The following is a 25,429-nucleotide window of genomic DNA, read 5'->3' as shown; positions in this document are numbered from 1 at the left end:
AACCTGGTCGCAGCGCGCACGCACTGCGTGCCCGGCGCCGCAAGGCGCCGCCGGCGCACGGCCCTTGACCGAGTCCGCAGGAAACCCAAGAGCTTATGACGGAAACCGTAGCACTCAAGATCGTACAGCGCATCGCCGCCGAACTGTCCGTACAGCCGCGCCAGGTCGCGGCCGCGGTGCAACTCCTCGACGAAGGAGCGACTGTTCCGTTCATCGCCCGCTACCGTAAGGAAGTGACCGACAATCTCGACGACACGCAATTGCGTAACCTCGAGGAACGCCTGCTGTATCTGCGCGAACTGGAAGACCGGCGCGCGGCGATCATCGCGAGCATCGACGAACAGGGCAAGCTCACCGACGAGCTGCGCAACGCGATCGAGGGCGCCGACAGCAAGCAGGTGCTCGAAGACCTGTATCTCCCGTATAAGCCGAAGCGCCGCACTCGCGCGCAGATTGCCCGCGAAGCCGGCCTGCAGCCGCTCGCCGACGCGCTGCTCGGCAATCCGCTGCTCGACCCGCAAACGGAAGCCGCCGCGTACGTGGACGCGGAGAAAGGCGTCGTCGACGTGAAGGCCGCACTCGACGGCGCCCGCGACATCCTCTCCGAGCAGTTCGGCGAAACCGCTGATCTGCTCGGCAAACTGCGCGATTACCTGTTCAATCAGGGCGTGGTGTCGTCGAAAGTGGTCGAAGGCAAGGAAACCGCTGAGGAAGAGAAATTCCGCGACTACTACGACTACGCGGAAACGATCCGCACGGTGCCGTCGCATCGTGCGCTCGCGCTTTTCCGCGGCCGCAATGCGGGCGTGCTGATGGTCAAGCTGGGCCTCGGCGAAGAACTCGACGCGCAGGTGCCCCATCCGGGCGAAGCGCTGATCGCACGTCACTTCGGCATTGCCAATCAGAACCGTCCGGCCGACAAGTGGCTTTCCGACGTGTGCCGCTGGTGCTGGCGCGTCAAGGTTCAGCCGCACATCGAAAACGAACTGCTGACCAACCTGCGCGACGAAGCCGAACACGAAGCGATTCGCGTGTTCGCGCGCAATCTGAAGGACCTGCTTCTGGCCGCACCCGCGGGGCCGAAGGCCGTGATCGGCCTCGATCCGGGCATGCGCACCGGCGTGAAGGTCGCGGTGGTCGATCGGACCGGCAAGGTACTCGCCACCGACGTGATCTACCCGCACGAACCGCGCCGCGACTGGGACGGCTCCATCGCTAAACTCGCGCGCATCTGCGCGCACACGCAGGCCGAGTTGATCAGCATCGGCAACGGCACGGCGTCGCGTGAAACGGACAAGCTCGCGAGCGAACTGATCGCGCGTCATCCGGAATTCAAGCTGCAGAAAATCGTCGTGTCCGAAGCCGGCGCATCGGTCTACTCGGCTTCCGAACTGGCCGCGAAGGAGTTCCCCGACATGGACGTATCGCTGCGCGGTGCGGTGTCGATCGCGCGGCGTCTGCAAGACCCGCTCGCCGAACTCGTGAAGATCGAGCCGAAGGCAATCGGCGTCGGGCAGTATCAGCACGACGTGAATCAGCGCGAACTCGCGCGCTCGCTCGACGCGGTTGTCGAAGACTGCGTGAACGCCGTGGGCGTGGACGCGAACACGGCGTCGGTCGCCCTGCTCGCGCGCGTGTCGGGGCTGAACGCCACGCTGGCTCGCAACATCGTCGATTATCGCGATGCGAACGGCCCGTTCCCGTCGCGCGACCATCTGCGCAAGGTGCCGCGTCTCGGTGACAAGACGTTCGAACAGGCTGCGGGCTTTCTGCGCATCAACAACGGCGAAAACCCGCTCGACCGCTCGTCGGTGCACCCGGAAGCGTACCCGGTCGTTGAACGGATCCTCGCGAAGATCAACAAGCACGTTGGTGAAGTGCTCGGCAATCGGGATGCGCTGCGCGGCTTGTCGCCGGGCGAATTCGTCGACGAACGTTTCGGCCTGCCGACCGTGCGCGACATTCTGCTCGAACTCGAAAAGCCGGGCCGCGATCCGCGGCCGGAGTTCAAGACGGCGACGTTCCGCGAAGGCGTCGAGAAAGTCAGCGATCTGACGCCGGGCATGGTGCTCGAGGGCGTCGTCACGAACGTCGCGGCTTTCGGTGCGTTCGTCGACATCGGCGTGCATCAGGATGGGCTCGTGCACGTATCGGCAATGTCGACGAAGTTCATCAAGGACCCGCACGAGGTCGTCAAGGCCGGACAGATCGTCAAGGTCAAGGTGCTCGAAGTCGATGTGAAGCGCCAGCGTATCGCGCTCACCATGCGCCTCGACGACGAGTTCGGCGCGGCGGCTGCGCGCAGTGGCGGCGGTGCACAGCAGGATCGCGGCAACTCCGGCCGCTCGGGCGGCAATGGACGCGGCGCGCCGCAACAGCGCTCGCGCGAGCCGGAAGCAGGCGGCGCAATGGCTGCGGCATTCGCGAAGTTGAAGCAGAAGTAAGAAGCCCGTGCGTTCGGTGCAGAGGCGCTTATGCGCCTCTGAACGCGCGCCTTCCACCACGCGTCAGCCAACAAAAAACCCACGCATTTGCGTGGGTTTTTTGTTTCCAATGGGGCATTTCGCGATGCACACGGACAACGCGCACCGTGCGCCGTCAGATCTCGATCTTCGTACCCAACTCCACAACGCGATTAGCCGGAATACTAAAGAAGTCCGTCGGCTTGGCGGCGTTCTGGTGCATCCATGCGAAGACACGCTCCCGCCACACCGACATGCCTGGCAATTGTGTCGGCACGACCGTTTCGCGCGCGAGGAAAAACGAAGTGTCCATCAATTCGAAGGTCATGTCGTTCGTGCGGCCGATTTCGGTGAGCACCGCCTTCACGTCCGGCGTTTCGTTGAAACCGTATGCGGCCTTGACGAGATACAGACCACCGTCGATGTTCTTCACCGTCACCCGCTCCGCGTCGTTCACATACGGAATGTCGCGTGTGACGAAGGTCAGGAAGATCGTGCGCTCATGCAGCACCTTGTTGTGCTTCAGATTGTGCAGCAGGCTGACCGGAACAAGCGAATCGCTGCCCGTCAGATAGATCGCGGTACCGGATACACGATGCGGCGGATGCGCGAGGAGGCCCTGCAGGAACGGCATCAGCGGAATACCGTCGGCGGCCGTGCGCTCTTTCACGATCATCCTGCCCTTGAACCATGTCATCAGCAGGAAGAACAGCAGCGCGCCGATGCCGAGCGGCAGCCAGCCTCCCTCTTCCACCTTCAGCAGATTCGCACCGAAAAAGCCTAAGTCAATCGTAATGAACACGGCGATGATCAGCCCGACGAGGAACTTGTTCCAGTTCCACACCTTCACCATCACGACACAAGCGAGGATGGTGGTGATGACCATGGTCGCGGTCACCGCGATGCCGTATGCGGCCGCGAGATTGTCCGAGCTCTTGAACGCAATCACGATGCACAGAATGATGAACAGCAGCATCCAGTTCACCACTGGCACATAGATCTGGCCGATTGCGAGTTCGGATGTGTGCAGGATCTTCATACGCGGCACGTAGCCGAGCTGGATCGCCTGGCTCGTCAGCGAATAGGCGCCTGAAATCACGGCCTGCGAAGCGATCACGGTCGCGACCGTCGACAGTACGACGAGCGGCAGCAACGCCCATTGCGGCGCGAGCAGGAAGAACGGATTCTCGATCGCTTTCGCGTCGTGCATGAGCAACGCGCCCTGGCCGAAATAGTTCAGCACCAGCGACGGCATGACCAGCACGTACCAGCCCATGCGGATCGGCTTGGCCCCGAAGTGGCCCATGTCCGCGTAGAGCGCCTCAGCGCCCGTCAACACCAGCACTACCGAACCGAGCACGACGTACGCTTGCAGCACATGCGCGGCCATGAAGGTGTAGGCGTAGTACGGGTTCAGCGCACGGATCACATTCGGCGATTGCACGATATGCCAGAGCCCGAGAGCGGCAAGCACCACGAACCACAGCAGCATGATCGGGCCGAACAGCCGGCCGACCGTGGCCGTGCCGTGCCGCTGGATCCAGAACAGCAGCACGAGGATCACCATGGTCAGCGGCAATACGAGATGCGACAGATGAGGCGCCGCAATCTCCAGGCCCTCGACTGCGGAAATCACCGAGATGGCTGGCGTGATTACGGCGTCGCCATAAAACATGCAGGCGCCGAAGATGCCGAGCATCATCAGCAAGCCGGCCATTCTCGATTTCTCGTCGAGCGAACGCAGCGCCAGCGCCATGAGCGCAAGCACGCCGCCCTCGCCGTTGTTGTCCGCGCGCATCACGAACAACACGTACTTGATGCCCACCACAATCACGATGGCCCAGAACAGCAGCGAAATCACGCCCAGAATGGATTGATCGGTGAGTGGGATGCCATGCGACGGGCTGAAGGCTTCTTTCAGCGCGTACAACGGGCTCGTGCCGATATCGCCGAACACCACCCCGATCGCGGCGACCGCGAGGGAAGGCAGTGGCTGTTTGTGCACGTGATTGTTATCTGTCATAAACGCGAGGAAATCCGTTCCCAGGGCGGAAAAAACGACCGCTATTCTAAACCGCCTGCCTGAAGCCGCCCGGCTTGTTGTGGATACACCACGTGGATGGTCCGCGCAGTGTAGCACTGCGATATGTGCGCGTCTGCTGTGCGAATCGCTGCGCTGCGAATGTCATCGCACGCTGCGAAGCGTAGACGCCGGTGACTGCACGCGCATAAAAAAACGGAGCCCAATCGGGCTCCGCTTCGGATGCGTTGCATGGAGACGGTGCAGCACTGAGCGCCGCTTAACGTTGCGATGCCCGCGGCGCATGTACGGCACATCTCATCAGTTTCCCGAGGACTCCTGCGCTTGCGCGACGCCGCGCTTGATCCACGCGCCGAGGTTGTGCGGACGAACGGTGTCCCACTCCTCGAACGGCTGATGAATCCACGGATTCGTAGGCAGATACTGCACGTGATAATCGGGCTTCACTTTCGAACAGCCTTTGTACCAGAGCACTGCCGAACGCACCGCCGTGATCGCCGGATAGCGCTCTTTCAAATGCTGCTGAACACGTGCGAGCGTCACGCCCGAATCGACGAGGTCGTCGACGAGCAGCACGTTGCCGTGCAGTTCGCCGCGCGTCATCGTGATGTATTGCGCGATGTCCAGTTCGCCCTGCTCCGTGCCGGCCGCTTCGCGATACGAACTCGTGGCGAGAATAGCCAGCGGCAGATCGTAAATACGCGAGAGCTGGTCGCCCACGCGCAAACCGCCGCGCGCGAGGCACAGGATCTTGTCGAACTTCCAGCCTGACTCATGCACCGCCATGGCGAGCAATTCGATCAGCCGGTGATATTCGTCCCAGCCGACCCAAAGGTTCTTGTCGTCGTTGCGCGGATCTTTCATCGCAATCATGGGGAGACCTTGCACCATCGCTTAAGCCTTGAACGGATGACGAAGCAGAATGGTCTCGTCGCGGTCCGGACCCGTCGACACCATGTCGATAGGAATGCCCGCCACTTCCTGAACGCGCGACAGATACGCACGTGCGTTCGCCGGCAGCTTGTCCCATTGCTTGATGCCGACGGTGCTTTCCTTCCAGCCCGCGAAGGTTTCGTACACCGGCTCGCAGCGCGCGACTTCCGACGCGCCGCGCGGCAGCAGATCGACGTTCTTGCCGTCCACCGTGTAGCCGACGCAGAGCTTCACTTCTTCGAGACCGTCGAGCACGTCGAGCTTGGTCATGCACAGGCCCGACACGCCATTGATCTGGATCGAGCGGCGCAGTGCTGCAACGTCGAGCCAGCCGGTGCGGCGCGGACGGCCGGTGACCGAGCCGAATTCCTTGCCGACGGTGGCGAGTTCCAGGCCGATTGCTTCCTGACGCGCGGCGTTGTCCGCGTCGTACAGTTCGCTCGGGAACGGACCCGAACCGACGCGCGTGCAGTACGCCTTCGTGATGCCGAGAATGTAGTTCAGCTTTTGAGGACCGACGCCCGCGCCCGAAGTCGCCGCGCCCGCGACGCAATTGCTCGACGTGACGAACGGATAGGTGCCGTGGTCGATGTCGAGCAGCGTGCCTTGCGCGCCTTCGAACAGCAGGTTGCTGCCGGCGGCGTTCGCGTCGTACAGGCGGCGCGATACGTCGGTGACCATCGGCTTCAGACGGTCGGCATAGCTCAGCATCGTGTCGAGCGTTTGCTGGAAGTCGACAGCGGCGACGCCCAGGTACTGCGTCAGCACGAAGTTGTGATAGTCCAGATTTTCGCGCAGGCGTTCAGCGAAAGTCTCCGGCTCGAAGAGGTCTTGCACGCGCAAGCCGCGGCGCGCCACCTTGTCTTCGTATGCGGGGCCGATGCCGCGGCCGGTGGTGCCGATTTTGCTCGCGCCACGGCGCGCTTCGCGGCCCTGGTCGATAGCAATGTGGTACGGCAGGATCAGGGTCGTGGCTTCGGAAATGAACAGGCGCTGCTGAACGTCGACGCCGGCGGCTTCGAGCTCGCCAATTTCCTTGAACAGCGCTTCCGGCGACAACACGACGCCATTGCCGATGTAGCACGCGACGCCGGGATGCATGATGCCCGACGGAATCAGACGCAAGATGGTTTTCTTGCCGCCGATGATAAGCGTGTGACCGGCATTGTGACCGCCCTGGAAGCGAACGACGCCGTGGGCGTGGTCCGTCAGCCAGTCGACGATCTTGCCCTTGCCTTCATCACCCCACTGGGTCCCCACGACGACGACGTTACGCCCGGGGTTCACATTCACTGCGCTGGCAGACATGTTGTTTCATAAGCTGGTTAAAAACGTATTCTACCTAGGTTCGCGGAAGCATCCGGAATTTTTCCGTTTCCGCTCAACGGTATGCACGTTATGGTGGGTATTGCGAAGAAGCGCGGTTTCAACCGCGCCGCGTTCGGCGACTCATGCACGTTGCGTGCGAGGCGCTCTGATAGGCCGGCAGAAATAGCTCTCGAGCGGCCGGTATCCGAGCGGCCTCAGAGATCCGCTCAGGAACACGCTCATGCACGCGGTTCAACCGTCCACGCGCCGTTGCGCTCGACCAACACGCGGTCGAACGCAAATTCGTCCAGGTCGTGCTCGTGGCCAGGCAGCGCCTGAATCACCACTTCGCCGGCATCGCGCAACGCGGCGACGCTCACGCGCAGCGCGTCGTCGTGCTGCCACGGCGCGAGGATCGCGCTGCTGCGTGCCTCGACCGGCGAGATGCGCGCCACTTCGCGCAGATCGAGCGAAAAGCCCGTTGCCGCCCGTGCCCTGCCATAAGCCTGCCCGACATGGTCGTAACGGCCGCCGCGCGCAACCGCATTCGGCACGCCGTCCACGTATGCCGAGAACATGACGCCGCTGTGATACGCGTAGCCGCGTAGATCGGCCAGATCGATCATGACTTCGGCGCCCTCCACCTGGCTCGCGAGGAATGCGAGGTCGTCCAGCGCGCGCGCGATAGCCGGCGCATTCGGCAAGCGGGCGCGCGCCTCTTCGAGCACCGAAGCGTCGCCGTAAAGCGAGGGCAGCGCGCGCAACGCATCGCGTGTCACGGCCGTAAGGTTGGCGGTCAATTCGACGAGCCGCGGTACGTCCTTGCCCGCTAGCGCGTCGTAGAGCGATTGCCCCAGCTCGGCGGCCGCCGGTTCCGCTTCGATCAATGCCGCGAGCACGCCCGCGTGGCACAGGTCCAGACGCACTTTGGCAAGGCCCGCGAGACGCAGCGCATCGAGCATTAGCTGCTGGATTTCCAGATCGGCTTCAAGGCCAGCATGACCGTAGATCTCGGCGCCGATCTGAATCTGCTCGCGCGTTGCGTGCAGGCCGCGTGGCCGCGTGTGCGCGACATTTCCGGCGTAGCAAAGACGCGTCACGCCCTGGCGATTCAGCAAGTGCGCGTCGATACGCGCAACTTGCGGCGTGATGTCGGCGCGCAGACCGAGCGTGCGTCCGGACAACTGATCGACCAGCTTGAAGGTGCGCAGATTCAGATCGTGGCCGCCCCCCGTCAGAAGCGACTCGATGTATTCGAGCATCGGCGGCATCACCATCTCGTAGCCGTACGAGCGGAAACGGTCCAGCAAATGGCGCCGCAATTCTTCGATCTTGCGGGCTTCCGACGGCAGCACGTCGGCAATATTCTCGGGAAGTAACCAGGTCGACATCGATACAGTCCTACGACGTTGAACACGGCGGCTGAGTGCGCCGGTAAATGAATGTGGTTGGCGGGCCAGGGCTCGATTCTGGCGACTTCGGCGGCTTCGCGACATGTCCGGCTTGCATGAGACCGACAGCGCGCATGCCAGCGCGGGCCTCCGCCACGCAGGTGAGCGACCTTGCTCACATCTGAAGTCGCGCCGGGCGCGGCATCGCGCGCCAGCCGGCCCGCTGCCTCACGTCACGAAAAACAGCAGAATCAGCCCGAGCAGCATCACGATCAGCCCGCCGACACGAATCTGATGCGCGGGTCGTTCCGCTATTCTACGGAATGTGTCGCGCCAGGCGCTCGGGAAAACGAACGGGAACATCCCCTCGATAATCAGCATCAACGCGATCGCGAGCAGTAACGAGCCGACTATATCCATGCGAAAGAAGGGGCCGCGATGCGAATGCCGCGGCGTTCCGAATTATTGGTGTTTGCGCGGGGCCGCGGAAGCGTCCGGGGCGGCGCCGCCGGTCGAACTACGCATGAAGCGGAAGAACTCGTTGCTCGGATCTACCACGATCACGTCGCCTGGCTTGAAGGTCTTCCGGTACGCCTGCATGCTTTGGTAGAACTGATAGAACTCCGGGTCGCTGCCGTACGCTTGCGCGGCAATCTCGGCTGCGTTTGCGTCGCCCTCGCCCTTGATGGTTTGCGCCTGGCGGTAGCCGTCCGCGAGAATCGCCTGCTGCTGGGCAACGGCGTCCGCCCGGATCTTCTCGGCTTCGGCGGCGCCCTTCGCGCGCTCGTCGGCCGCGATTTGCTCGCGTTCGGCGATCATCCGCTTGTAGACCGAGTCGGCCATGGCGGCCGGAACATCGACCCGCGTCAACTGGACGTCCACGACCGACACGCCCAGCGACGCCGCGGTCTTTGCCATCGCGGCGCGGGCTTCGTCGGCGAGTGCCTGCTGTTTGGCCAATGCATCGGACAACGTGTACTTGCCGAACGCGTCGCCGAGCGCACTGCGCGCAACGAGCGCGATGCGGTCCGGCAGGCTCTGCACGTCACCCTTCGTTTCGGCTAGCAGTTTCAGCGGATCGGTCACGCGATATTTGACGACAGGGTTCGCCAGCAGATCGTTCTTGTCGGAAGTGACGTAGCGGTCTTCGTCCGGCGCGTCGAGCGACTGGATGCGGTTATCGACCAACGTCACGGTTTGCAACGGCGGAGGCAACTTCACGTGCAAGCCAGGACCGAGCAAGGTAGGAGCGGCGTCGCCACGCGGGGACAACACTGCCATATGCCGCTGGTCGACAACGAATATCATCGACGAAGCGGCAAACAGCACGATCACAACTGCAATGACGAGCGCAATGATCTTGTTCATGATGTGCGCCCCTTATTGAACGTCGTCTTCGCGCGTACGGCTGCGGAAGGAGTCGCGTGAACGTAGCGCGTCGCTACTGGCCGCCGCGCGGCTGGCGGGTGTGGCGGCTGCGGCAGACGCAGACATTGCAGGCGCTGCCGCCGGCGATCCGCCTGCGGCCGGCGCACTGGAATTCGCTGCCTGCGGCGCGCTGGCGGCAGCGCCGCCCGATGCCACCGTGGCGGCTGCGCCAGCATCGGCCACGCGCTGACGAGTCTGCTCGACCAGCTTGTCGAGCGGCAGATACAGCACATTGTTGCCGCTCTTGCTGTCCACAAATACCTTCGTCGTATTCGAATAGATCTGCTGCATGGTTTCCAGATATATGCGCTCGCGAATCACGGCGGGCGCTTTCAAGTACTGCGCATAAACCTGCTTGAAGCGCTCGGCGTCGCCTTGCGCCTCAGCCACCGTTTTGTCGCTGTAGGTTTTTGCGTCGTCGACCTGGCGCGCCACATCGGCTTGCGCGCGCGGCAGCAGTTCCGCGGCGTATGCCTGCGCGTCGCGCTTCGCACGCTCGTTCTCCTGACGGACCTTGGCTGCGTCGTCGAACGCGGCCTGCACCTTGTCTGGAACCTGCACGCCCTGGATCGTCACACCGGTCACGGCGAGGCCGGATTGATATTCATCGAGCGATTGCTGGATAGCCGCCATTAACTGCTGACGGATTACTTCGCGATCCTGACCAAGAATTTCATCTGTGCTGCGCGCGCCGACGATGCCGCGCACCGCCGCCTGCGCGGCCTGCATCACGCCCTGATCGGGATCGACGCTGCGAAAGAGGTAATCGGTCGGCCTGCGGATCTGATACTGCACCGCAAAGCGCACGTCGACGATATCCGCGTCGTGCGTGAGCATGGACGCGTCTTTTACGTTCGCAAGACGCACCACGTTATTGCGGCCGATTTCCACTTGGCGAACCTGGCCGATATTGACGAGCTCATGAGCTTCGAACGGATATGGCAGGCGCCAGTGCACACCTTGCCCTGCCGTATAGCGATACTTGCCGAACTGCATCACAACGCCGGCCTGGCCGTCTTGCACCACGAACACGCCGCTGCCGAGATAGATCGCGATCAGCACGCCAATTACGATGCCCACGCCGATGCGTGCGCCACGACCGTTGTCGGGACGCCCACCGCCCACACCGCCGCCCTTGCGGCCGAATATCCGGCTCAGACGGCGGTTGAAATCCCGCCACATCTCGTCGAGATCGGGCGGACCTTCACCTTCCTTGGTCTGTGGGCGCTTGGGCTCACCCGGCCGCTGGCGCTCGCCATTGCCGTCGCCACGGCCCCAGCGCGGATCGTTCAGTGAAAGCATGGCGCGCATGCGCAGCCAGATACTCCGCTCGTTGTAATCGTTCACCTGTGTTCGTTCACCAGAGTAGACAGCGGGTATGCAATTGGAACGGGTCAGTGCCCGAGTTCTGAGACCTTGCGGTCGTCGCGCGGTGCCGCCGACCGGTCTTCTTCCGAGGAGTCGTGCGGCGTGTCGGACAGAGCTTCGGCAGTAGCGATCTCAGCGATGGCCGCGCGCAATGTGTCCAGCCCCTGCCCCGTGCGCGCGCTCAAAAAGACGCGCGAAATATTACCATACTCGTCCCGCTCGACCGCGTCCCCACGGGCCGCCAGCTCCGGCACCGCGTCGATCTTGTTGAACACGAGCACCTGCCGGATCGTGTCCGCACCGATCGCATGCAACACCTCGTTCACCTGGTCGATCTGATCGAGACGCACCGCGCTCGACGCGTCGACGACATGCAGCAGCAGATCGGCGTGAATCGTTTCCTCGAGCGTGGCGCGAAACGCCGCAACCAGTTGGTGGGGCAGTTCGCGAATGAAGCCGACCGTGTCCGACACCACCACCTGCCCCGCTTCGTCGCCGAGATAAACGCGACGGGAGGTCGTGTCGAGCGTAGCGAACAGCTGGTCGGCCGCATACGCTTGAGCCTTCGTGAGCGCATTGAAGAGCGTGGACTTGCCCGCGTTCGTATAGCCGACCAGCGACACCGACATGGTCTGATTGCGCGAGCGCTGGCGGCGCTGCGTGCCATGTTGACGGCGCAGCTTTTCGAGCCGCGTCTTGAGCGCCTTGATGCGCTCGCCGATCAGCCGGCGGTCGGTTTCGAGCTGCGTTTCGCCTGGACCGCGCAACCCGATACCGCCTTTTTGCCGCTCGAGGTGGGTCCATGCGCGGATTAGCCGCGTCGACAAATACTGCAATTGCGCGAGTTCCACCTGCAGCTTGCCTTCATGGCTGCGGGCGCGTTGCGCAAAAATATCGAGGATGAGACTCGTGCGGTCGACCACGCGCCGATTAAGCGCTTGCTCCAGATTGCGCTGCTGGGCAGGCGCAAGAGCGTGGTTGAAGATGACGAGTTCGATGTCGTTCGCCTCACACGCGAGACGCAGTTCTTCGGCCTTGCCGCTGCCGACGAACATCTTCGCGTCGGGACTGGCCCGGCGCCCGGTGAGGGTGACTATAGGATTCGCGCCCGCGCTTTGCGCGAGCAGGCTGAGTTCTTCGAGACTGGCTTCGAAATCGATCTTACCGAAGTCGATGCCGACAAGCGCTGCATTGATCAAATTGGAGGGTATCAAAATGAGGCGGCCGGAGGTGATCGCCAACGGGCGACGCTACGCCGGCCGCGACGGGGGTTTAGGACTGTTCAGAATCCGGGTGAAAATTCACCGGACGGGCTGGCACGACAGTCGAGATTGCGTGCTTGTAGACCATCTGGGTGACCGTATTCCGGAGCAACACGACGTACTGGTCGAACGATTCAATGTTCCCTTGAAGCTTGATGCCGTTGACCAGGTAGATCGACACCGGCACATGCTCTTTACGCAGTGCGTTCAAAAACGGGTCTTGTAACAATTGCCCTTTGTTGCTCATAGCAAACTCCGTATTTTTTTGCAGGTTGACTAAATTGACGACAGAAGAAAAAGGTATCCGCCGTCAACCGCTACACTATAGCCGATTTTCGTTTTCGCGCGGGCACCCTGCCTAAGCGGCCAAACCCAACGCACATGCGGGTTTCAGCCTTTGTCCGCGTAAGGGTTCGTCGACGATCTGAACTCTATTCGCAATGGAGTCCCGGTCAGCTTGAAAGTTTCACGGAAGCGGTTTTCAAGGTAGCGTTTGTACGTTTCGGTGATCGCGTCGAGTGCGTTGCCATGAATCACAATGATCGGCGGATTCTGTCCGCCCTGGTGCGCGTAGCGCAATTTCGGCCGCACCGGACCACGGCGGCGCGGCTGCTGGAATTCCACTGCATCGATCAGCGCGCGCGTGAGCTTCGGCGTCGGCAGCTTGGCCATTGCCGCTGAATACGCGTCGTCCACCGATCGCATCAGCGGACCAATACCCGTCTTTTCCGCCGCAGAAATGAAATGAAACTTGGCGAAGTCGAGGAATTTTAGTTTGCGTTCGAGATCCGCCTTGGTGCGCTCGCGCACATGCGAGTCGAGCCCGTCCCACTTGTTCACGCCCACCACCAGCGCACGGCCTTGCTCCACCACGAAGCCGGCGATATGCGCGTCCTGCTCCGAAATGTCCTGACGCGCGTCGAGCAGCAGAATCACGACATTCGCGTCCGAAATCGACTGCAGCGTTTTCACCACCGAGAACTTCTCGATCGCTTCGAACACCTTGCCGCGGCGGCGCAAGCCGGCCGTATCGATCAGCGTGTACGGCTTGCCCTGGCGTTCGAAGTCGACGTAGATCGAATCGCGCGTGGTGCCCGGCATATCGAACGCGATCACGCGCTCTTCGCCGACGAGTGCGTTGATCAATGTCGACTTGCCGACGTTCGGGCGGCCGACGATCGCGATCTTCACGCCGCGCGCTTCTTTCTCGTCGTCGCTTTCCTCGGGCTGACCCGCGTAAGCGACGCCGAGCGCCTCATTGATCATCTCCGTGACGCCGTCGCCGTGCGCGGCCGAAATCGCGCGCGGATCGCCGAGACCGAGCTCGTAGAAGTCGGCGGCGACCGTGCTGTACTTCATCCCCTCGGCCTTGTTGACAACGAGGAAGATCGGCCGGCCGGTCTTGCGCAAGTAGTCGGCAATCGACTTGTCTTGCGGCGCGAGGCCATTGCGACCGTCGACGATGAACACGACGATGTCCGACTCCTCCACCGCCTGGCGCGTCTGGCGCGCCATCTCATGGAGGATGCCGTCTTTCGCGACGGGCTCGAAACCGCCGGTGTCGACGACCAGATACGGCCGCTCCCCGGTACGCCCCTCGCCGTAGTGGCGATCGCGTGTGAGGCCGGGCAAATCGGCGACGAGCGCATCACGCGAACGCGTGAGACGATTGAAGAGCGTGGATTTCCCCACATTGGGGCGCCCTACGAGGGCAATAACGGGTTTCATCAGATGTTGTTCACGGTGAAACGCGGATCGGAATCGACCGTCCGCGTTGCGACGCCATTGCGCCGCTAGACGGCAGCGTTTGACGAAAATTATCACGAATTCGGCCAGCCCCGGATGCGCTGTCCATATGCGCGCCGAGGCGGACGGGGGTTTGACTGTATGCGCAGCGCGGCGAGGCTACGAGGCTTCATTTTGCTGCGGGGCGGTTCGCTCGTGAGTTGCGCTGCGCGTCTGGCAATGTCCGAAAGGCGGTGCCGCAAGCGGCGAACAAGCCACACTGGTCGTTTCTGTTGGCCCTTGTGTGCGTCGCCTCTATGCGCTGCCGTTGGCCGCCGCTCTTGTCTACGGCCCTCGCTAGCTGGCTTTCTCAGCTGCGTTGGTCGGCCGTTTTCGTTGGCTGCTTTCGCCGGCCGTTTTCGTCGGCCGTTTTACTTAGCCGTTCTGATCGGGCCGCCGACCCAGCCAGTGCGACGGAATTCCATTTCCATACTTACTTTGCGATGCCGCCTGCGGGACGACACGTGCTCCGCAGAACGCAAAGAACACGGCAACTTCATCCGCCGCGAAAAAGCGCGCGGCCGACAAAGCCGGCCTGCACGCTCGACGGCGTTCCCTCAAATCAGCGCGGACGATAACCGTACAGGTCGCCGTCGCGCGTTTGCACGACGAGCGTCTCGCCGGCCAGCACCGGCGCTGCCGAAATCGCGCTGCCGTCGGTCTTCATGCGCGCGACCAGCGTGCCGTCGTCGCGCGACAGGAAGTGCACATACCCCTGATAGTCGCCGAGCACAGCCGCACGACCGAGGATGAACGGCACGCCCAGTTCGCGATTCTTGAGCTTGTCGTTCTTCCACAACTGCGTGCCATTGGTGACGTCGAACGCGGATACGACCGACCAGTCGTCCGCCGCGACAACCGCGCGGTCGTCCTGCGCAAGACCGCTCGCGCTCGAAAACGCCTTTTCCCACAGCGCACGGCCAGAGTTCGCATCGAAACAGCCGATCTGCCCTTGGAACGTCACCGCGCAGGTTTCCGAACCGACCAGCGTGGGCGGCCCGGTCACGTCGTTGATGCGCTCCACTTCGGTCACGCCCTTCGGATAGGAGACCGGCGTTTGCCAGTAGTTCTCGCCCGTCTGCAGATTGATCGCGGCAAATGCGCCACCGGGGAACCCGGCCAGCACAGCCGCGTCGCCCGCGAAAGTCATACCGGAGGACACGCGCAGGTTCAGCGGCACCGCCCGGTTGCGGTAGTTCCACTTCTGCTCGCCGGTTTGCGCATTGAATGCGACGATCTGTCCGTCCACAGTACGCACAACCACGAGACCGTTGCCGACGAGCGGCGGCGAAATGATTTCGCCCGGTGCCTTGGCCGTCCACAATTGCTTGCCGTCCGCGCCGAGCACATAGACGTCGCCCTTCAGGCCGCCGACCGCCGCCAGCGTGCCGTCGCTGCCGACACCCGCGGAGATGTCGTCGTGCAGCTTGACTCGCCAGATGTCCTTGCCGGTTTGTGCGTCGATCTTCGCAACAGAGCCGTTTTCGCCGGCCGCATATACGGCGTCGCCGACCGCAACGGGCGAGAACAGATAACGGCCTGCCTTACCGACGCTTGTCTTCCAGGCTTGCTGCACGTCGAGCACGGGTTTGAACTCGGTGAGCGGCGTCGGCACGCGGCGCTCGTCTTTCGTGGATGAGCATGCCGCGAGAGCGAGGACGGTCATCGCACAGACAACGGGCACAGCGTAACGTTTCAGCAGATTCATCGGTGGACGAAGCATTCAGGAAATAGGTTAAAGAAAGACCGGTTGGTCGTTGCACGCGGTGCACCGCATCCGGCGCTTAGCCGCCCAGCGCGTCCAGCTTGAACTGGATCAACTGGCGTGCGGAGCTGTCATTCTTCGACAGCGATTCCAGCGCGAGCTTATAGGCCGCGCGCGCGTCGTCACGCTTGCCCTGAGCGGCGAGCAGATCGCCGCGGCCGTCCGCGACGATGCCTTTGAACGCATCGGACTGCGGCTCGGCGAGCAGTGCGAGACCCTGGTCGTAAGCCCTTTCGTCGAGCAGCAGCGAAGCAAGCCGCAGCTTGGCGATCTGCTTGAACTCGTCGTCCTTCGCGTGATCGATGGTCCATTGCAGCTGGGCTTTTGCCGCGGCTTCGTCGCCTGCGGCATAGAGCGCCTTGGCGGCGCCAAGCGCGGTCATTTGCGCATAGGCCGTGCGGCTGAACTTGTCTTCCATGTCTGCGGCGACGCGCGTGATCTTCGCCTTGTCGCCCGATGCCACGGCCTGCTGCACCTGGTCATACAACACGGCGGCTTCCGCCGCCTGACGCCGCTGCCAGAAATTCCAGCCGTTCCAGCCTGCCGAGGCGACCAGCGCCACCAGCACGATCCATGTGGTTGCGTTACCCCATTGCGCCCACCAAGTCTTCAGACCTTCAATCGATTCTTGTTCGTCGTGGTAACTCATTGCCCGGCGATTTCCTCTTTCTTGCTACGTGTGCGTGTCGAGCCTGATCGGTCACCAACCGGCTCGACGACATCGCGATCAGTCGTCGCCATCTTCGGCGGTTGCAACCATCGCATTGATTAGAAATTCGGTCAAGTCTTCGGCGGGCACGTTGTGTTGCTCGTTTTTACCGCCGTTGGCATTTGTATCTCGCAGCGGTTTGACCCCTACAGTACCGTTCGCGATCTCATCTTCGCCCAGCACTACCGCGAATGCAGCGCCGCTTGCGTCGGCGCGCTTCATCTGCGATTTGAAGCTCGCCGACTGGCCGTCGGCGCTGCAATGCAGGATCACGTCGAGGCCGGTGTCGCGCAGCCGCTCGGCGATGATGAAGGCCTGCTCGCGCGCGGCGTCGCCCTGATGAACAACGTAGACGTCGCAACCTTCGTCTTCAGGCACGAGCTGATCTTCCTTCAGCAACTCGAGGATTCGCTCGATGCCCATTGCCCAACCGCAAGCCGCGGTGGGCTTGCCGCCCAGCTGCTCGATCAGCGGATCGTAACGGCCACCCGCCGCGATCGTGCCTTGCGCGCCCAGCTTGTCCGTCACCCATTCGAACACGGTCAGATTGTAATAATCGAGACCGCGCACGAGACGCGGATTGATCTTGAACGGAATGTTGTTCGCTTTGAGAATGCGCTGCAAACCTTCGAAGTGCGCGCGCGATTCCTCGCCGAGGAAATCGATCAGCTTTGGCGCGTTCTGCGCGACTTCCTGCAGCGCCGGATTCTTCGTGTCGAGCACGCGCAGCGGGTTCGTGTAGAGACGGCGCTTTGCGTCTTCGTCGAGCACGTCCATGTGCTTTTCGAGGTATGCAATCAGTTCGACGCGATGCGCCGCGCGTTCTTCCGCAAGGCCGAGCGAATTGATCTCGAGTTTGATGCCGGTCAAGCCCAGGTCGTCCCACAAGCGCTGGCACATCATGATGATTTCAGCGTCCGCGTCCGGACCTGCAAAGCCCAACGCTTCCACGCCGACCTGATGGAACTGGCGATAACGACCGCGCTGCGGACGCTCGTGACGGAACATCGGGCCGATGTACCACAGGCGCTTCGGGCCGTCGTACAACATGTTGTGCTCGATCGCCGCGCGCACCACCGCGGCCGTATTTTCCGGGCGCATGGTCAGATTTTCACCGTTCAACGCGTCGGTAAAGCTGTACATCTCTTTCTCGACGATGTCGGTCACTTCACCGATACCGCGCGTGAACAGCTGCGTGTGTTCGACGATCGGCGTACGAATATTCTGGTATCCGTACGAACGCAGCATCGACTTGACGGTGGTTTCAAAAAATTCCCACAGCCCGGCGTCCTGCGGAAGGATGTCGTTCATGCCCTTCACGCCGGACAGTTTTTCGAGCTTTTTCTTCTGTTCAGTCATCTGTATTCGATAGCCGATGTTTAGTTGAGCGCCTCGGCGCGGCCGTAGCGGCGCTCGACGTAGTCACTCACGATTTGCTGGAATTCTTGCGCGATGTTCTCGCCGCGTAGCGTCTTCACCTTTTCGCCGTCGATGAATACCGGCGCCGCCGGATTCTCGCCCGAACCAGGCAGGCTGATACCGATGTTCGCCTGCTTCGACTCGCCCGGACCATTGACGATGCAGCCCATCACCGCGACGTGCATCTTCTCGACGCCAGGATACTGATCACGCCACACCGGCATCTGCGTGCGCAGATATGTCTGGATTTGCGAGGCGAGTTCCTGGAACAGCGTACTCGTGGTGCGCCCGCAGCCGGGGCATGCGATCACCATCGGCGTGAACGAGCGCAGGCCCATGGTCTGCAGAATTTCCTGCCCGACGATGACCTCGCCGGTACGCGACGCACCCGGCTCCGGCGTGAGCGAAATACGGATCGTGTCGCCGATACCCTGCTGCAGCAGCACCGACAGCGCCGCCGTGGACGCGACGATGCCCTTCGAGCCCATGCCCGCTTCCGTCAAGCCGAGGTGCAACGCGAAATCGCAACGGCGCGCGAGTTCGCGGTACACGGCGATCAGGTCCTGCACGCCGCTCACCTTGCACGACAGAATGATCTTATTGCGCGCAAGGCCGAGTTCAACCGCGCGCTCGGCAGAGCCGATCGCCGACTGGATCAGCGCTTCGTACATGACGCTTTGCGCTTCCCACGGCGTCGAGCGCGCAGCGTTTTCGTCCATCATTTTCGCGAGCAGGTCCTGGTCCAGACTGCCCCAGTTGACGCCGATGCGCACCGGCTTGTCGTACTTCACCGCCGCTTCGATCATCTGCGCGAACTGGGTGTCGCGTTTCGCGCCGTGCCCAACGTTGCCGGGATTGATCCGGTACTTCGACAACGCCTCCGCGCATGCGGGGTAATCGCGCAGCAGCAAGTGGCCGTTGTAGTGAAAATCGCCGACGAGCGGCACCGACACGCCCATGCGGTCGAGCTGCTCGCGCACCGCCGGCACGGCCGCTGCCGCCTCCGGCGTGTTGACCGTGATACGCACCAGTTCCGAGCCGGCTTGCGCCAGTTCCTTGATCTGGATGGCCGTGCCAATCGCGTCGGCGGTGTCCGTGTTGGTCATCGACTGGACGCGCACGGGCGCATCGCCCCCGATGGTGACGAGCTGGCCGCCCCAGCGGACGTCGACCGCATGCGACTTGCGCCGCGCAGCCTGGCCGCCGAACACCGGCTCGTTAGACACGATCTTGCTACTGGATTGGGACTGAGCTTCGGATTGCATCGAAAAACCCATTTACGCCACACGCGCCACACAAAAAATGTGACGCCTCAATTGAAAAAGCGCCGCGGTCCGGTTGGCCGCGGCGCACACCGTCTGTATCAAGGCAGCGCAAAGCGTGCCACATTGCCTTTCACCGCCGCATATTTCGACGGATCGACCGGCTGACCGTCTAGCGTCAACGACTCAAGACCGGCCTTGTTGCCAACCGTGACCTTGAAAGGCGCCTCGCCCGTCACTTCCTTCGTATCGCCCGCATGCACGAGGCCGGAGAACACTTCCTTGCCGTCCTTGCCGCGCACACTGAACCAGCTATCCTTGGTCACGCGCAGCGCAATGATTGCCGACCCCGCGACCGGCGCCGATGCTGTCGCCGCTGCCTTCGTCGATTCACCGGCAACAACCGCCGGAGCGTTAGCGGCAGGCGCCGCCGTGACGGGCGGCGCGGAGGCCGGCGTAGTGCCGGCCGCGAGCGGCACGGGCATCGGCGTAGCCGACGCTGCGCTCTGCACGCCAGCTTGCGCCTCGGGCTCGGACGCAGCCTCTTGCGCAGTTGCCTCCGAACCGGTTGCCGGACCCTGCGCGACAGCGCCCGACGCACCTGTGGCGCCGCCAGCCCCGCCATTCGCGCTCGCCTTCAGGCGCGCGAGCCATGCCGTCGAATCGCCCCCGTTGGTGTGCCACATTGCGAGCGAAATCACCGCGACGATCACCGCCGCCACGCCCCACATCCACGAGCGGCTTTTCTGCGCGCCGCCGCCGAGCGACAGAGACACGCGGCCGCGCGGCAAGTCCTTGCCCGAGGATGCGGGCATCGACAGATCCGGCGCAGCCACACCCTTCTCGCGGCGCAACGCCTGCGTGAACGGAGTAGGATCGGCGCCGAGCATCTTCGCGTAGCTGCGCACCACGCCGAGGGCGAAAGTGGTGTCCGGCAGGTGGCTGATGTCGCCCGATTCGAGCGCGCGCAGCTTGGCGGGCGCCACTTTCAGCCGGGCCGACACGTCTTCGATCGACCAGCCCTTCGATTCGCGCAGTTGCGTCAAGCGCGCGCCAACCGCCGCAAGCGAGTCCAGGCCCGGCTGCGCAACAGGCTGTACGACAGGCTGCACCGCCGCCCGCGTGGCAGATGCCGGGCGGCCTTCGTTCGTGTCTGTGTCCTGCGGCTGCGGGTGCTGCGGCTCACTCATCCCAAATCCTTTCGCGTCGATTCTTTTTTCACTCGTGCGACCGGACCGGTCCAAACTTCATGTCCGAATCGCAGACCGTTTATAACAAAATGCGCGGCCTCATGTGCCGCTTCCGATCGATTCTGCAAACTTTCTTTTCAATTGCCGGCGTACCAGGCGCTTTTGAGCATTGACGGGCGCCTCGCGCCCTAATACCCGCAGGCGCCGCCCTTCCGGCCTACACGGCGCGAACTTCAATGATCTTCGCTGCCTTCCCGGTGCGTTCAGCGAGGCGCGTGCGGTCTTTCACCGCACCGGCCAACTGACCGCAGGCAGCGTCGATATCATCGCCGCGTGTTTTACGCACCGTGGTGACGACGCCCGCGTCCATCAACACTTGTGCAAACCGCTTGATCTGTTCCTGCTTCGAGCGCACGAGGCCCGACTCGGGGAACGGATTGAACGGAATCAGATTGAACTTGCATGGGACGTCACGTGTGAGCGCCAGCAGTTCGCGCGCTTGCGCTTCGCTGTCGTTCACGCCGTCGAGCATGCAATATTCGAAGGTGATGAAATCGCGCGGCGCCACTTTCAGATAGCGCTGGCAAGCCGCCATCAATTCGCGCAGCGGGTATTTCTTGTTCAGCGGGACCAGCATGTCGCGCAGCGGATCGCTCGGCGCATGCAACGAAACAGCCAGCGCAACGGGCAGATCGGCGCCAAGCCGGTCCATCATGGGCACGACGCCCGAGGTCGACAGCGTGACGCGCCGGCGCGACAAGCCGTACGCGTTGTCGTCGAGCATCAGGCGCATGGCGGGCACGACCGCGTCGTAGTTCAGGAGCGGCTCACCCATACCCATCATCACGACGTTCGTAACGACGCGCTCGCCTTTGCCGTCGCCGCCCGAGGCGCGACCGCCGTCCACACCACGCGACGCCCGCAGCGCGAACTCGGCCATGCGCAGCTGGCCGATGATCTCGCCGGTCGTGAGATTGCGGGAGAAACCCTGCTTGCCGGTCGAACAGAAGCGGCAGTTCACCGCGCACCCCGCTTGCGACGACACGCATAGCGTGCCGCGCGTTTCTTCCGGGATGAAAACGGTTTCGACTGCGTTGCTGTTGCCGACGTCGATCAGCCACTTACGTGTGCCGTCGGTCGAAATATGGTCGCTGACGATGCCCGGCATCGAAATCGTAGCGCGGCCTTTCAGCTTTTCGCGCAAGGACTTCGCGAGATCGGTCATGCCGTCGAAGTCTGCAGCGTTGTACTGGTGGATCCAGCGCTGCAATTGCTTGGCGCGAAACGGCTTCTCGGCCAGACTGTCGCAATAGGCGACGAGCCCTTGGGCGTCGAGGTCGAGAAGGTTGACGGTGGAACTGCTCGTCATATCGAATCCTGCCATTTCAGTGCGAGACTGCGTTCATGCAACAAGCTGCATGAACGCAAAGCCGTTCGCGCCCATCCCTGCTGCCTTTACCTTACTACTTTGCCCGGCGATTCGTGTGACTAAACGAAACCGGCTGCACAACCGCCGGGGCAATCCAGCATTAGCGCGAGTAGACGTTCACTTGCGGGAAGAAAAATGCGATTTCAACCGCAGCCGTTTCAGCGGCGTCCGAACCGTGCACCGCGTTTGCGTCAATGCTGTCGGCGAAGTCGGCGCGGATCGTGCCCTTTTCTGCCTTCTTCGGGTCCGTTGCACCCATCAGGTCACGGTGCTTCAGGACGGCGTTTTCGCCTTCCAGCACCTGGACGACCACCGGGCCCGAAATCATGAACTCGACCAGGTCCTTGAAGAACGGACGTGCCGCGTGCACCGCGTAGAACTTCTCAGCGTCGGCGCGCGACAGGTGAACCATGCGCGAAGCCACGATCTTCAGGCCAGCGTTTTCGAAACGGCTGTAGATCTGGCCGATCACGTTCTTGGCCACTGCGTCCGGCTTGATAATCGACAGGGTGCGTTCGATCGCCATAAAAACTCCAAAAAATTAAGAGGTTACAGATTCAAATGAATCCGCTATTGTAGCATGTTCCCGTGTATGATTGCGATTGAACCCTTACAGCATTGAAAGACTCCAGGCAGGAGTTTCTGAATACTGGTAGCGTAGTCCTCGTGGGCACTTTTTAATGCACTTGAAGTTGGTGATGGCATTGAAACTCCTCGCCACCGCACCGATCTTAGGAACGAGTACCTCGTGACGGGGGCGAAAAGCCTCCGGCACGGCCGCTGCAAGAGCGCTGGATAAACCGCTGATACCACTACGCAACACGCGTCTGACGTAAGGAGAGACTATGAACGATCATCCGTATAGCTTTGGCCGCACTGGCGCGGTCAGCACGGTGGAAACGCGTAACCGCGTGCTACGAAACACCTACTGGCTGCTCGCGCTGTCCATGATTCCGACAGTGCTCGGCGCGTGGGTGGGCCTCGCCACCGGGTTCTCGCTGTTCGCCGCTACAAGTCCCGCCATGAGCATGCTGGCGTTCTTCGCGATCGCCTTCGGCTTCATGTTCGCGATCGAAAAAACGAAAGAGAGCGCCGCCGGCGTGTTCGTGCTGCTCGGCTTCACGTTCTTCATGGGCTTGATGCTGTCGCGCATTCTTGGCTTCGTGCTGGGATTCTCCAACGGCCCGTCGCTGATCATGCTCGCCTTTGGTGGCACCGGCGTGATTTTCGCCTCCATGGCAACCATTGCCACCGTCAGCAAGCGCGACTTCTCCGGTCTCGGCAAGTGGCTCTTCATGGGCGTGATCGTGCTGCTGCTGGCGTCTGTCGCAAACGTGTTCCTGCACCTGCCGGCGCTGATGCTCACGGTTTCCGTCATGGCCATCGTGATTTTCTCGGCGTATATGCTGTTCGACGTCCAACGCGTCGTGAACGGCGGCGAGACGAACTACATCACGGCAGCGCTCGCGATCTATCTCGACCTTTACAACGTGTTCGTGAACCTGCTTGCGCTGCTCGGCATCTTCGGCGGCAACCGCAACTAAGTTCTATGCGTCGAGCCCAAGCGTGGCGGCGCTCAGTCCCACCCGCCGCCACGTCGTAAAAAAGCCCATAACGATCGCTCGTTATGGGCTTTTCTCGTTGGGCAATACGGCAACGCTCACAGAGCCAGCCACTCAAACCCTTCGGCCTGCGAAGCCACTACGACATCAGTCGGCGCCGCGCCCAACACGCTTGCCATGGCAGCCTGCGCCAGTTCCGGCAGATTATTCTGCTGACTCAGGTGTGCGGCCACCAGGTGGCGCAGACGGGAGCGATCGAGCGAGGCCAGAATTTCGGCCGCGGCGTCGTTGTTCAAATGCCCATGATTGCCGCCGATGCGCGCCTTCAGCGACTGCGGGTAGCGGCTGCCCGCTAGCATTCGCACGTCGTGATTGCATTCGAGCACCAGCGCGTCGCAACCACTCAACACGGAACTGATATGCGGGGTGGACGTGCCCACATCCGTCAGCACGCCAAGGCGGCTCGAGCCATTTGAGAACACGTATTGCAATGGCTCCCGGGCGTCGTGAGGAACCGTGTACGGAAGAACGCTCAGGTCGCCGATCGCCACAGCCTCATCGCCCCACAGCACTTGCAGGTCGACATTGGCCTCGTCGGCACCTACCGCGCGGGCGGTGCCCCAACTCATGTACAGCGGAATCGACCACTTGCGCGCCAGCGTCAGCGCGCTGCCGATGTGGTCGCTGTGTTCGTGAGTGATCAGGATAGCGTCGAGATCTTCGGCGCTAGAGCCGAGCCGCGTCAATCGCCGCTCGACTTCCTTGGCGGAAAAGCCGCAGTCGAGCAACACGCGCGTGGTGGTCGCGCCGCTTTGCGCTTCCACCAGCAATGCGTTGCCTTCACTGCCGCTGCCAAGACTTGCGAATCGCACAGCCCGTTAGTTCAGTTGCGCGTGCAGGAGCGTCACGATGCGCTGCGCGTCGGATGAATTGTCGATCTGCCCGTTCGCGTCGAGCACCGCCACTTGCGTCACCGTGTCACCCTTCGGGCGCACGTTGACGAGAAACTCCTGCCCCGGCTTTTTCGACGAATTGCCGCTGTAGAACAGCTTGCCGAGAAGCCCTTCTTTCTTCAGTTCCTGCATTGAATCGGCGTAGCGCACGTAGTAGATGCCCTTCGCGCGATCGCGGTTGTCGACGGTGAAATTCGTGCGGTCGAGCGCGAGGCCGACGCGCAGCCATGCACGGTCGAACGATTCCTGAAGATCCAGCGTGGACGTGCCCGCGCTCTTGTCGAGCGTAGCCGGTGCAGTAGCAGGGCGCGCCTCTGTCAGCAGCTGCTTCGACTGCGTTTCGGTCAGGCCGAATTTCTGCATCAGTTTCGTCAGGAACAGCGCTTCGAGCGCCGGATCGCGCGGACGCTCTTCCCAACGCGACGACGTCTTGTCCTGCCCCGTCAGCACTTCTTCCATTGCGCTGTGGGTGACGGAAATATCGGTAGTCTCGGACGGACCACGCGACACGAGCGTGCGGAAACTGTCGCGGGTACCCGACGAATAAGCGAAGTCGATCACCTTGCCCACCGTACGGCGGAACCAGTCGTCCGGAATATTGGCGCGGTTTTCAGCCCAGTCGGTCACCATGATGCCGGTGGCCGGCGCGTCGGTTTTCAACGCGAAGCCGTTCTCCTGCCAGAACTCCTGCAATTGCGGCCACAGTTGTTCCGGCGAGCGGCCGTCGACCACCAGCCAGCGGCGGTCGCCGTCGCGCTCGATGTGCATGCCATACGGGTCCTGCGCGGTCGGCTGGCCTTCCGTGGAATTGCCGGCAGCCGTAACCGCGCGCTTCGTGGCGCCGCCCAGCGCCAGATTAGCCGGAGGAGCGACGTAGCGCTGATCGGTCGGCGTGGTGGTCAGATCGCCGGGCACGGCGAGCGGGGGCGCACTGCCAGCGCCTTTGTAATTCACGCGATCGGAAGCAAACCAGTCGTTCAGAGTGTCACAGCCGGCGAGCGTCACCAGGGCAAGCGTCAGCGCCGCCATGCGGGTTGCGTGGAGGGAAAGTGCGGAACGTTTCATGAGGTCCTTCGTGATGCTGGAACGCGGTGCCTGGTTCTGTGTGCCGGGAACGTGGGCTGGATCGACGTCGGTTAAGGGAATGCCAGTGGACTGGGTG

Annotated in this window: 21 protein-coding genes; 2 read left to right on the top strand and 19 right to left on the bottom strand. The window is 62.4% G+C overall.

What is annotated here, in order from left to right; genetic code table 11:
• The first annotated feature begins 95 nt into the window (after positions 1–95).
• Entirely contained in the window at positions 96–2,444 is a 2,349-nt protein-coding gene (locus RW095_RS25525; RefSeq protein ID WP_317021650.1) for a Tex family protein, read from the top strand.
• 154 nt (positions 2,445–2,598) lie between these two features.
• Here RW095_RS25525 and RW095_RS25520 read toward each other — a convergent pair whose 3' ends face one another.
• The 17 genes from RW095_RS25520 to ndk all read right to left on the bottom strand — a co-directional run bounded on the left by RW095_RS25520 (position 2,599) and on the right by ndk (position 22,278).
• A complete protein-coding gene (locus RW095_RS25520; RefSeq protein ID WP_317021649.1) occupies positions 2,599–4,485 on the bottom strand; it encodes a potassium transporter Kup in 1,887 nt (628 codons plus the stop codon).
• 318 nt (positions 4,486–4,803) lie between these two features.
• On the bottom strand, positions 4,804–5,394 hold the full coding sequence (locus RW095_RS25515; protein ID WP_020065552.1) for a phosphoribosyltransferase: 591 nt from the start codon (positions 5,392–5,394) through the stop codon (positions 4,804–4,806).
• A 3-nt stretch (positions 5,395–5,397) separates the two neighbouring features.
• Positions 5,398–6,744 (bottom strand): adenylosuccinate synthase, encoded by a 1,347-nt coding sequence (locus tag RW095_RS25510; RefSeq protein WP_317021648.1) that lies wholly within the window; start codon positions 6,742–6,744, stop codon positions 5,398–5,400.
• A 239-nt stretch (positions 6,745–6,983) separates the two neighbouring features.
• The gene (locus RW095_RS25505) at positions 6,984–8,135 is read right to left on the bottom strand and encodes an ATP phosphoribosyltransferase regulatory subunit (protein ID WP_317021647.1); all 1,152 of its coding nucleotides are present in this window, start codon (positions 8,133–8,135) and stop codon (positions 6,984–6,986) included.
• A 228-nt stretch (positions 8,136–8,363) separates the two neighbouring features.
• A complete protein-coding gene (locus tag RW095_RS25500; protein ID WP_020065549.1) occupies positions 8,364–8,555 on the bottom strand; it encodes a DUF2065 domain-containing protein in 192 nt (63 codons plus the stop codon).
• 42 nt (positions 8,556–8,597) lie between these two features.
• Positions 8,598–9,503 carry a protease modulator HflC gene (gene hflC, locus RW095_RS25495; protein ID WP_128589217.1) on the bottom strand — a complete coding sequence of 302 codons (906 nt, stop codon included), beginning with the start codon at positions 9,501–9,503 and terminating at the stop codon, positions 8,598–8,600.
• Between the two features lie 12 nt (positions 9,504–9,515).
• Entirely contained in the window at positions 9,516–10,910 is a 1,395-nt protein-coding gene (gene hflK, locus RW095_RS25490; protein ID WP_317021646.1) for an FtsH protease activity modulator HflK, read from the bottom strand.
• 47 nt (positions 10,911–10,957) lie between these two features.
• On the bottom strand, positions 10,958–12,130 hold the full coding sequence (gene hflX / locus RW095_RS25485; RefSeq protein ID WP_317021645.1) for a GTPase HflX: 1,173 nt from the start codon (positions 12,128–12,130) through the stop codon (positions 10,958–10,960).
• 73 nt (positions 12,131–12,203) lie between these two features.
• Positions 12,204–12,440 (bottom strand): RNA chaperone Hfq, encoded by a 237-nt coding sequence (gene hfq / locus RW095_RS25480; protein ID WP_006051315.1) that lies wholly within the window; start codon positions 12,438–12,440, stop codon positions 12,204–12,206.
• A gap of 143 nt (positions 12,441–12,583) precedes the next feature.
• Entirely contained in the window at positions 12,584–13,921 is a 1,338-nt protein-coding gene (gene der, locus RW095_RS25475) for a ribosome biogenesis GTPase Der (RefSeq protein ID WP_128589052.1), read from the bottom strand.
• 619 nt (positions 13,922–14,540) lie between these two features.
• Positions 14,541–15,686 carry an outer membrane protein assembly factor BamB gene (gene bamB, locus RW095_RS25470; RefSeq protein ID WP_128589054.1) on the bottom strand — a complete coding sequence of 382 codons (1,146 nt, stop codon included), beginning with the start codon at positions 15,684–15,686 and terminating at the stop codon, positions 14,541–14,543.
• A 76-nt stretch (positions 15,687–15,762) separates the two neighbouring features.
• The gene (locus RW095_RS25465; RefSeq protein WP_317021644.1) at positions 15,763–16,392 is read right to left on the bottom strand and encodes a YfgM family protein; all 630 of its coding nucleotides are present in this window, start codon (positions 16,390–16,392) and stop codon (positions 15,763–15,765) included.
• A 78-nt stretch (positions 16,393–16,470) separates the two neighbouring features.
• A complete protein-coding gene (gene hisS / locus RW095_RS25460) occupies positions 16,471–17,811 on the bottom strand; it encodes a histidine--tRNA ligase (RefSeq protein ID WP_317021643.1) in 1,341 nt (446 codons plus the stop codon).
• Between the two features lie 20 nt (positions 17,812–17,831).
• The gene (ispG, locus tag RW095_RS25455; protein ID WP_317021642.1) at positions 17,832–19,148 is read right to left on the bottom strand and encodes a flavodoxin-dependent (E)-4-hydroxy-3-methylbut-2-enyl-diphosphate synthase; all 1,317 of its coding nucleotides are present in this window, start codon (positions 19,146–19,148) and stop codon (positions 17,832–17,834) included.
• An 86-nt stretch (positions 19,149–19,234) separates the two neighbouring features.
• The gene (locus tag RW095_RS25450) at positions 19,235–20,323 is read right to left on the bottom strand and encodes a helix-turn-helix domain-containing protein (RefSeq protein ID WP_317021641.1); all 1,089 of its coding nucleotides are present in this window, start codon (positions 20,321–20,323) and stop codon (positions 19,235–19,237) included.
• 217 nt (positions 20,324–20,540) lie between these two features.
• Positions 20,541–21,692 (bottom strand): 23S rRNA (adenine(2503)-C(2))-methyltransferase RlmN, encoded by a 1,152-nt coding sequence (rlmN, locus tag RW095_RS25445; RefSeq protein WP_317021640.1) that lies wholly within the window; start codon positions 21,690–21,692, stop codon positions 20,541–20,543.
• 160 nt (positions 21,693–21,852) lie between these two features.
• Positions 21,853–22,278 (bottom strand): nucleoside-diphosphate kinase, encoded by a 426-nt coding sequence (ndk, locus tag RW095_RS25440; RefSeq protein WP_006051306.1) that lies wholly within the window; start codon positions 22,276–22,278, stop codon positions 21,853–21,855.
• A 319-nt stretch (positions 22,279–22,597) separates the two neighbouring features.
• On the opposite strand from ndk, the gene RW095_RS25435 reads away from it, so the two are divergent.
• Entirely contained in the window at positions 22,598–23,296 is a 699-nt protein-coding gene (locus RW095_RS25435; RefSeq protein WP_020065536.1) for a Bax inhibitor-1/YccA family protein, read from the top strand.
• A 116-nt stretch (positions 23,297–23,412) separates the two neighbouring features.
• Here RW095_RS25435 and RW095_RS25430 read toward each other — a convergent pair whose 3' ends face one another.
• A complete protein-coding gene (locus tag RW095_RS25430) occupies positions 23,413–24,186 on the bottom strand; it encodes an MBL fold metallo-hydrolase (RefSeq protein ID WP_317021639.1) in 774 nt (257 codons plus the stop codon).
• Between the two features lie 6 nt (positions 24,187–24,192).
• Entirely contained in the window at positions 24,193–25,332 is a 1,140-nt protein-coding gene (bamC, locus tag RW095_RS25425; RefSeq protein WP_128595393.1) for an outer membrane protein assembly factor BamC, read from the bottom strand.
• Positions 25,333–25,429: the final 97 nt, after the last annotated feature.

The organism is Paraburkholderia kirstenboschensis (assembly GCF_032806925.1).
In the GTDB taxonomy this organism is placed as follows: Bacteria; Pseudomonadota; Gammaproteobacteria; order Burkholderiales; family Burkholderiaceae; genus Paraburkholderia; species Paraburkholderia kirstenboschensis.
This window is presented reverse-complemented; position numbering and strand designations above follow the sequence as displayed.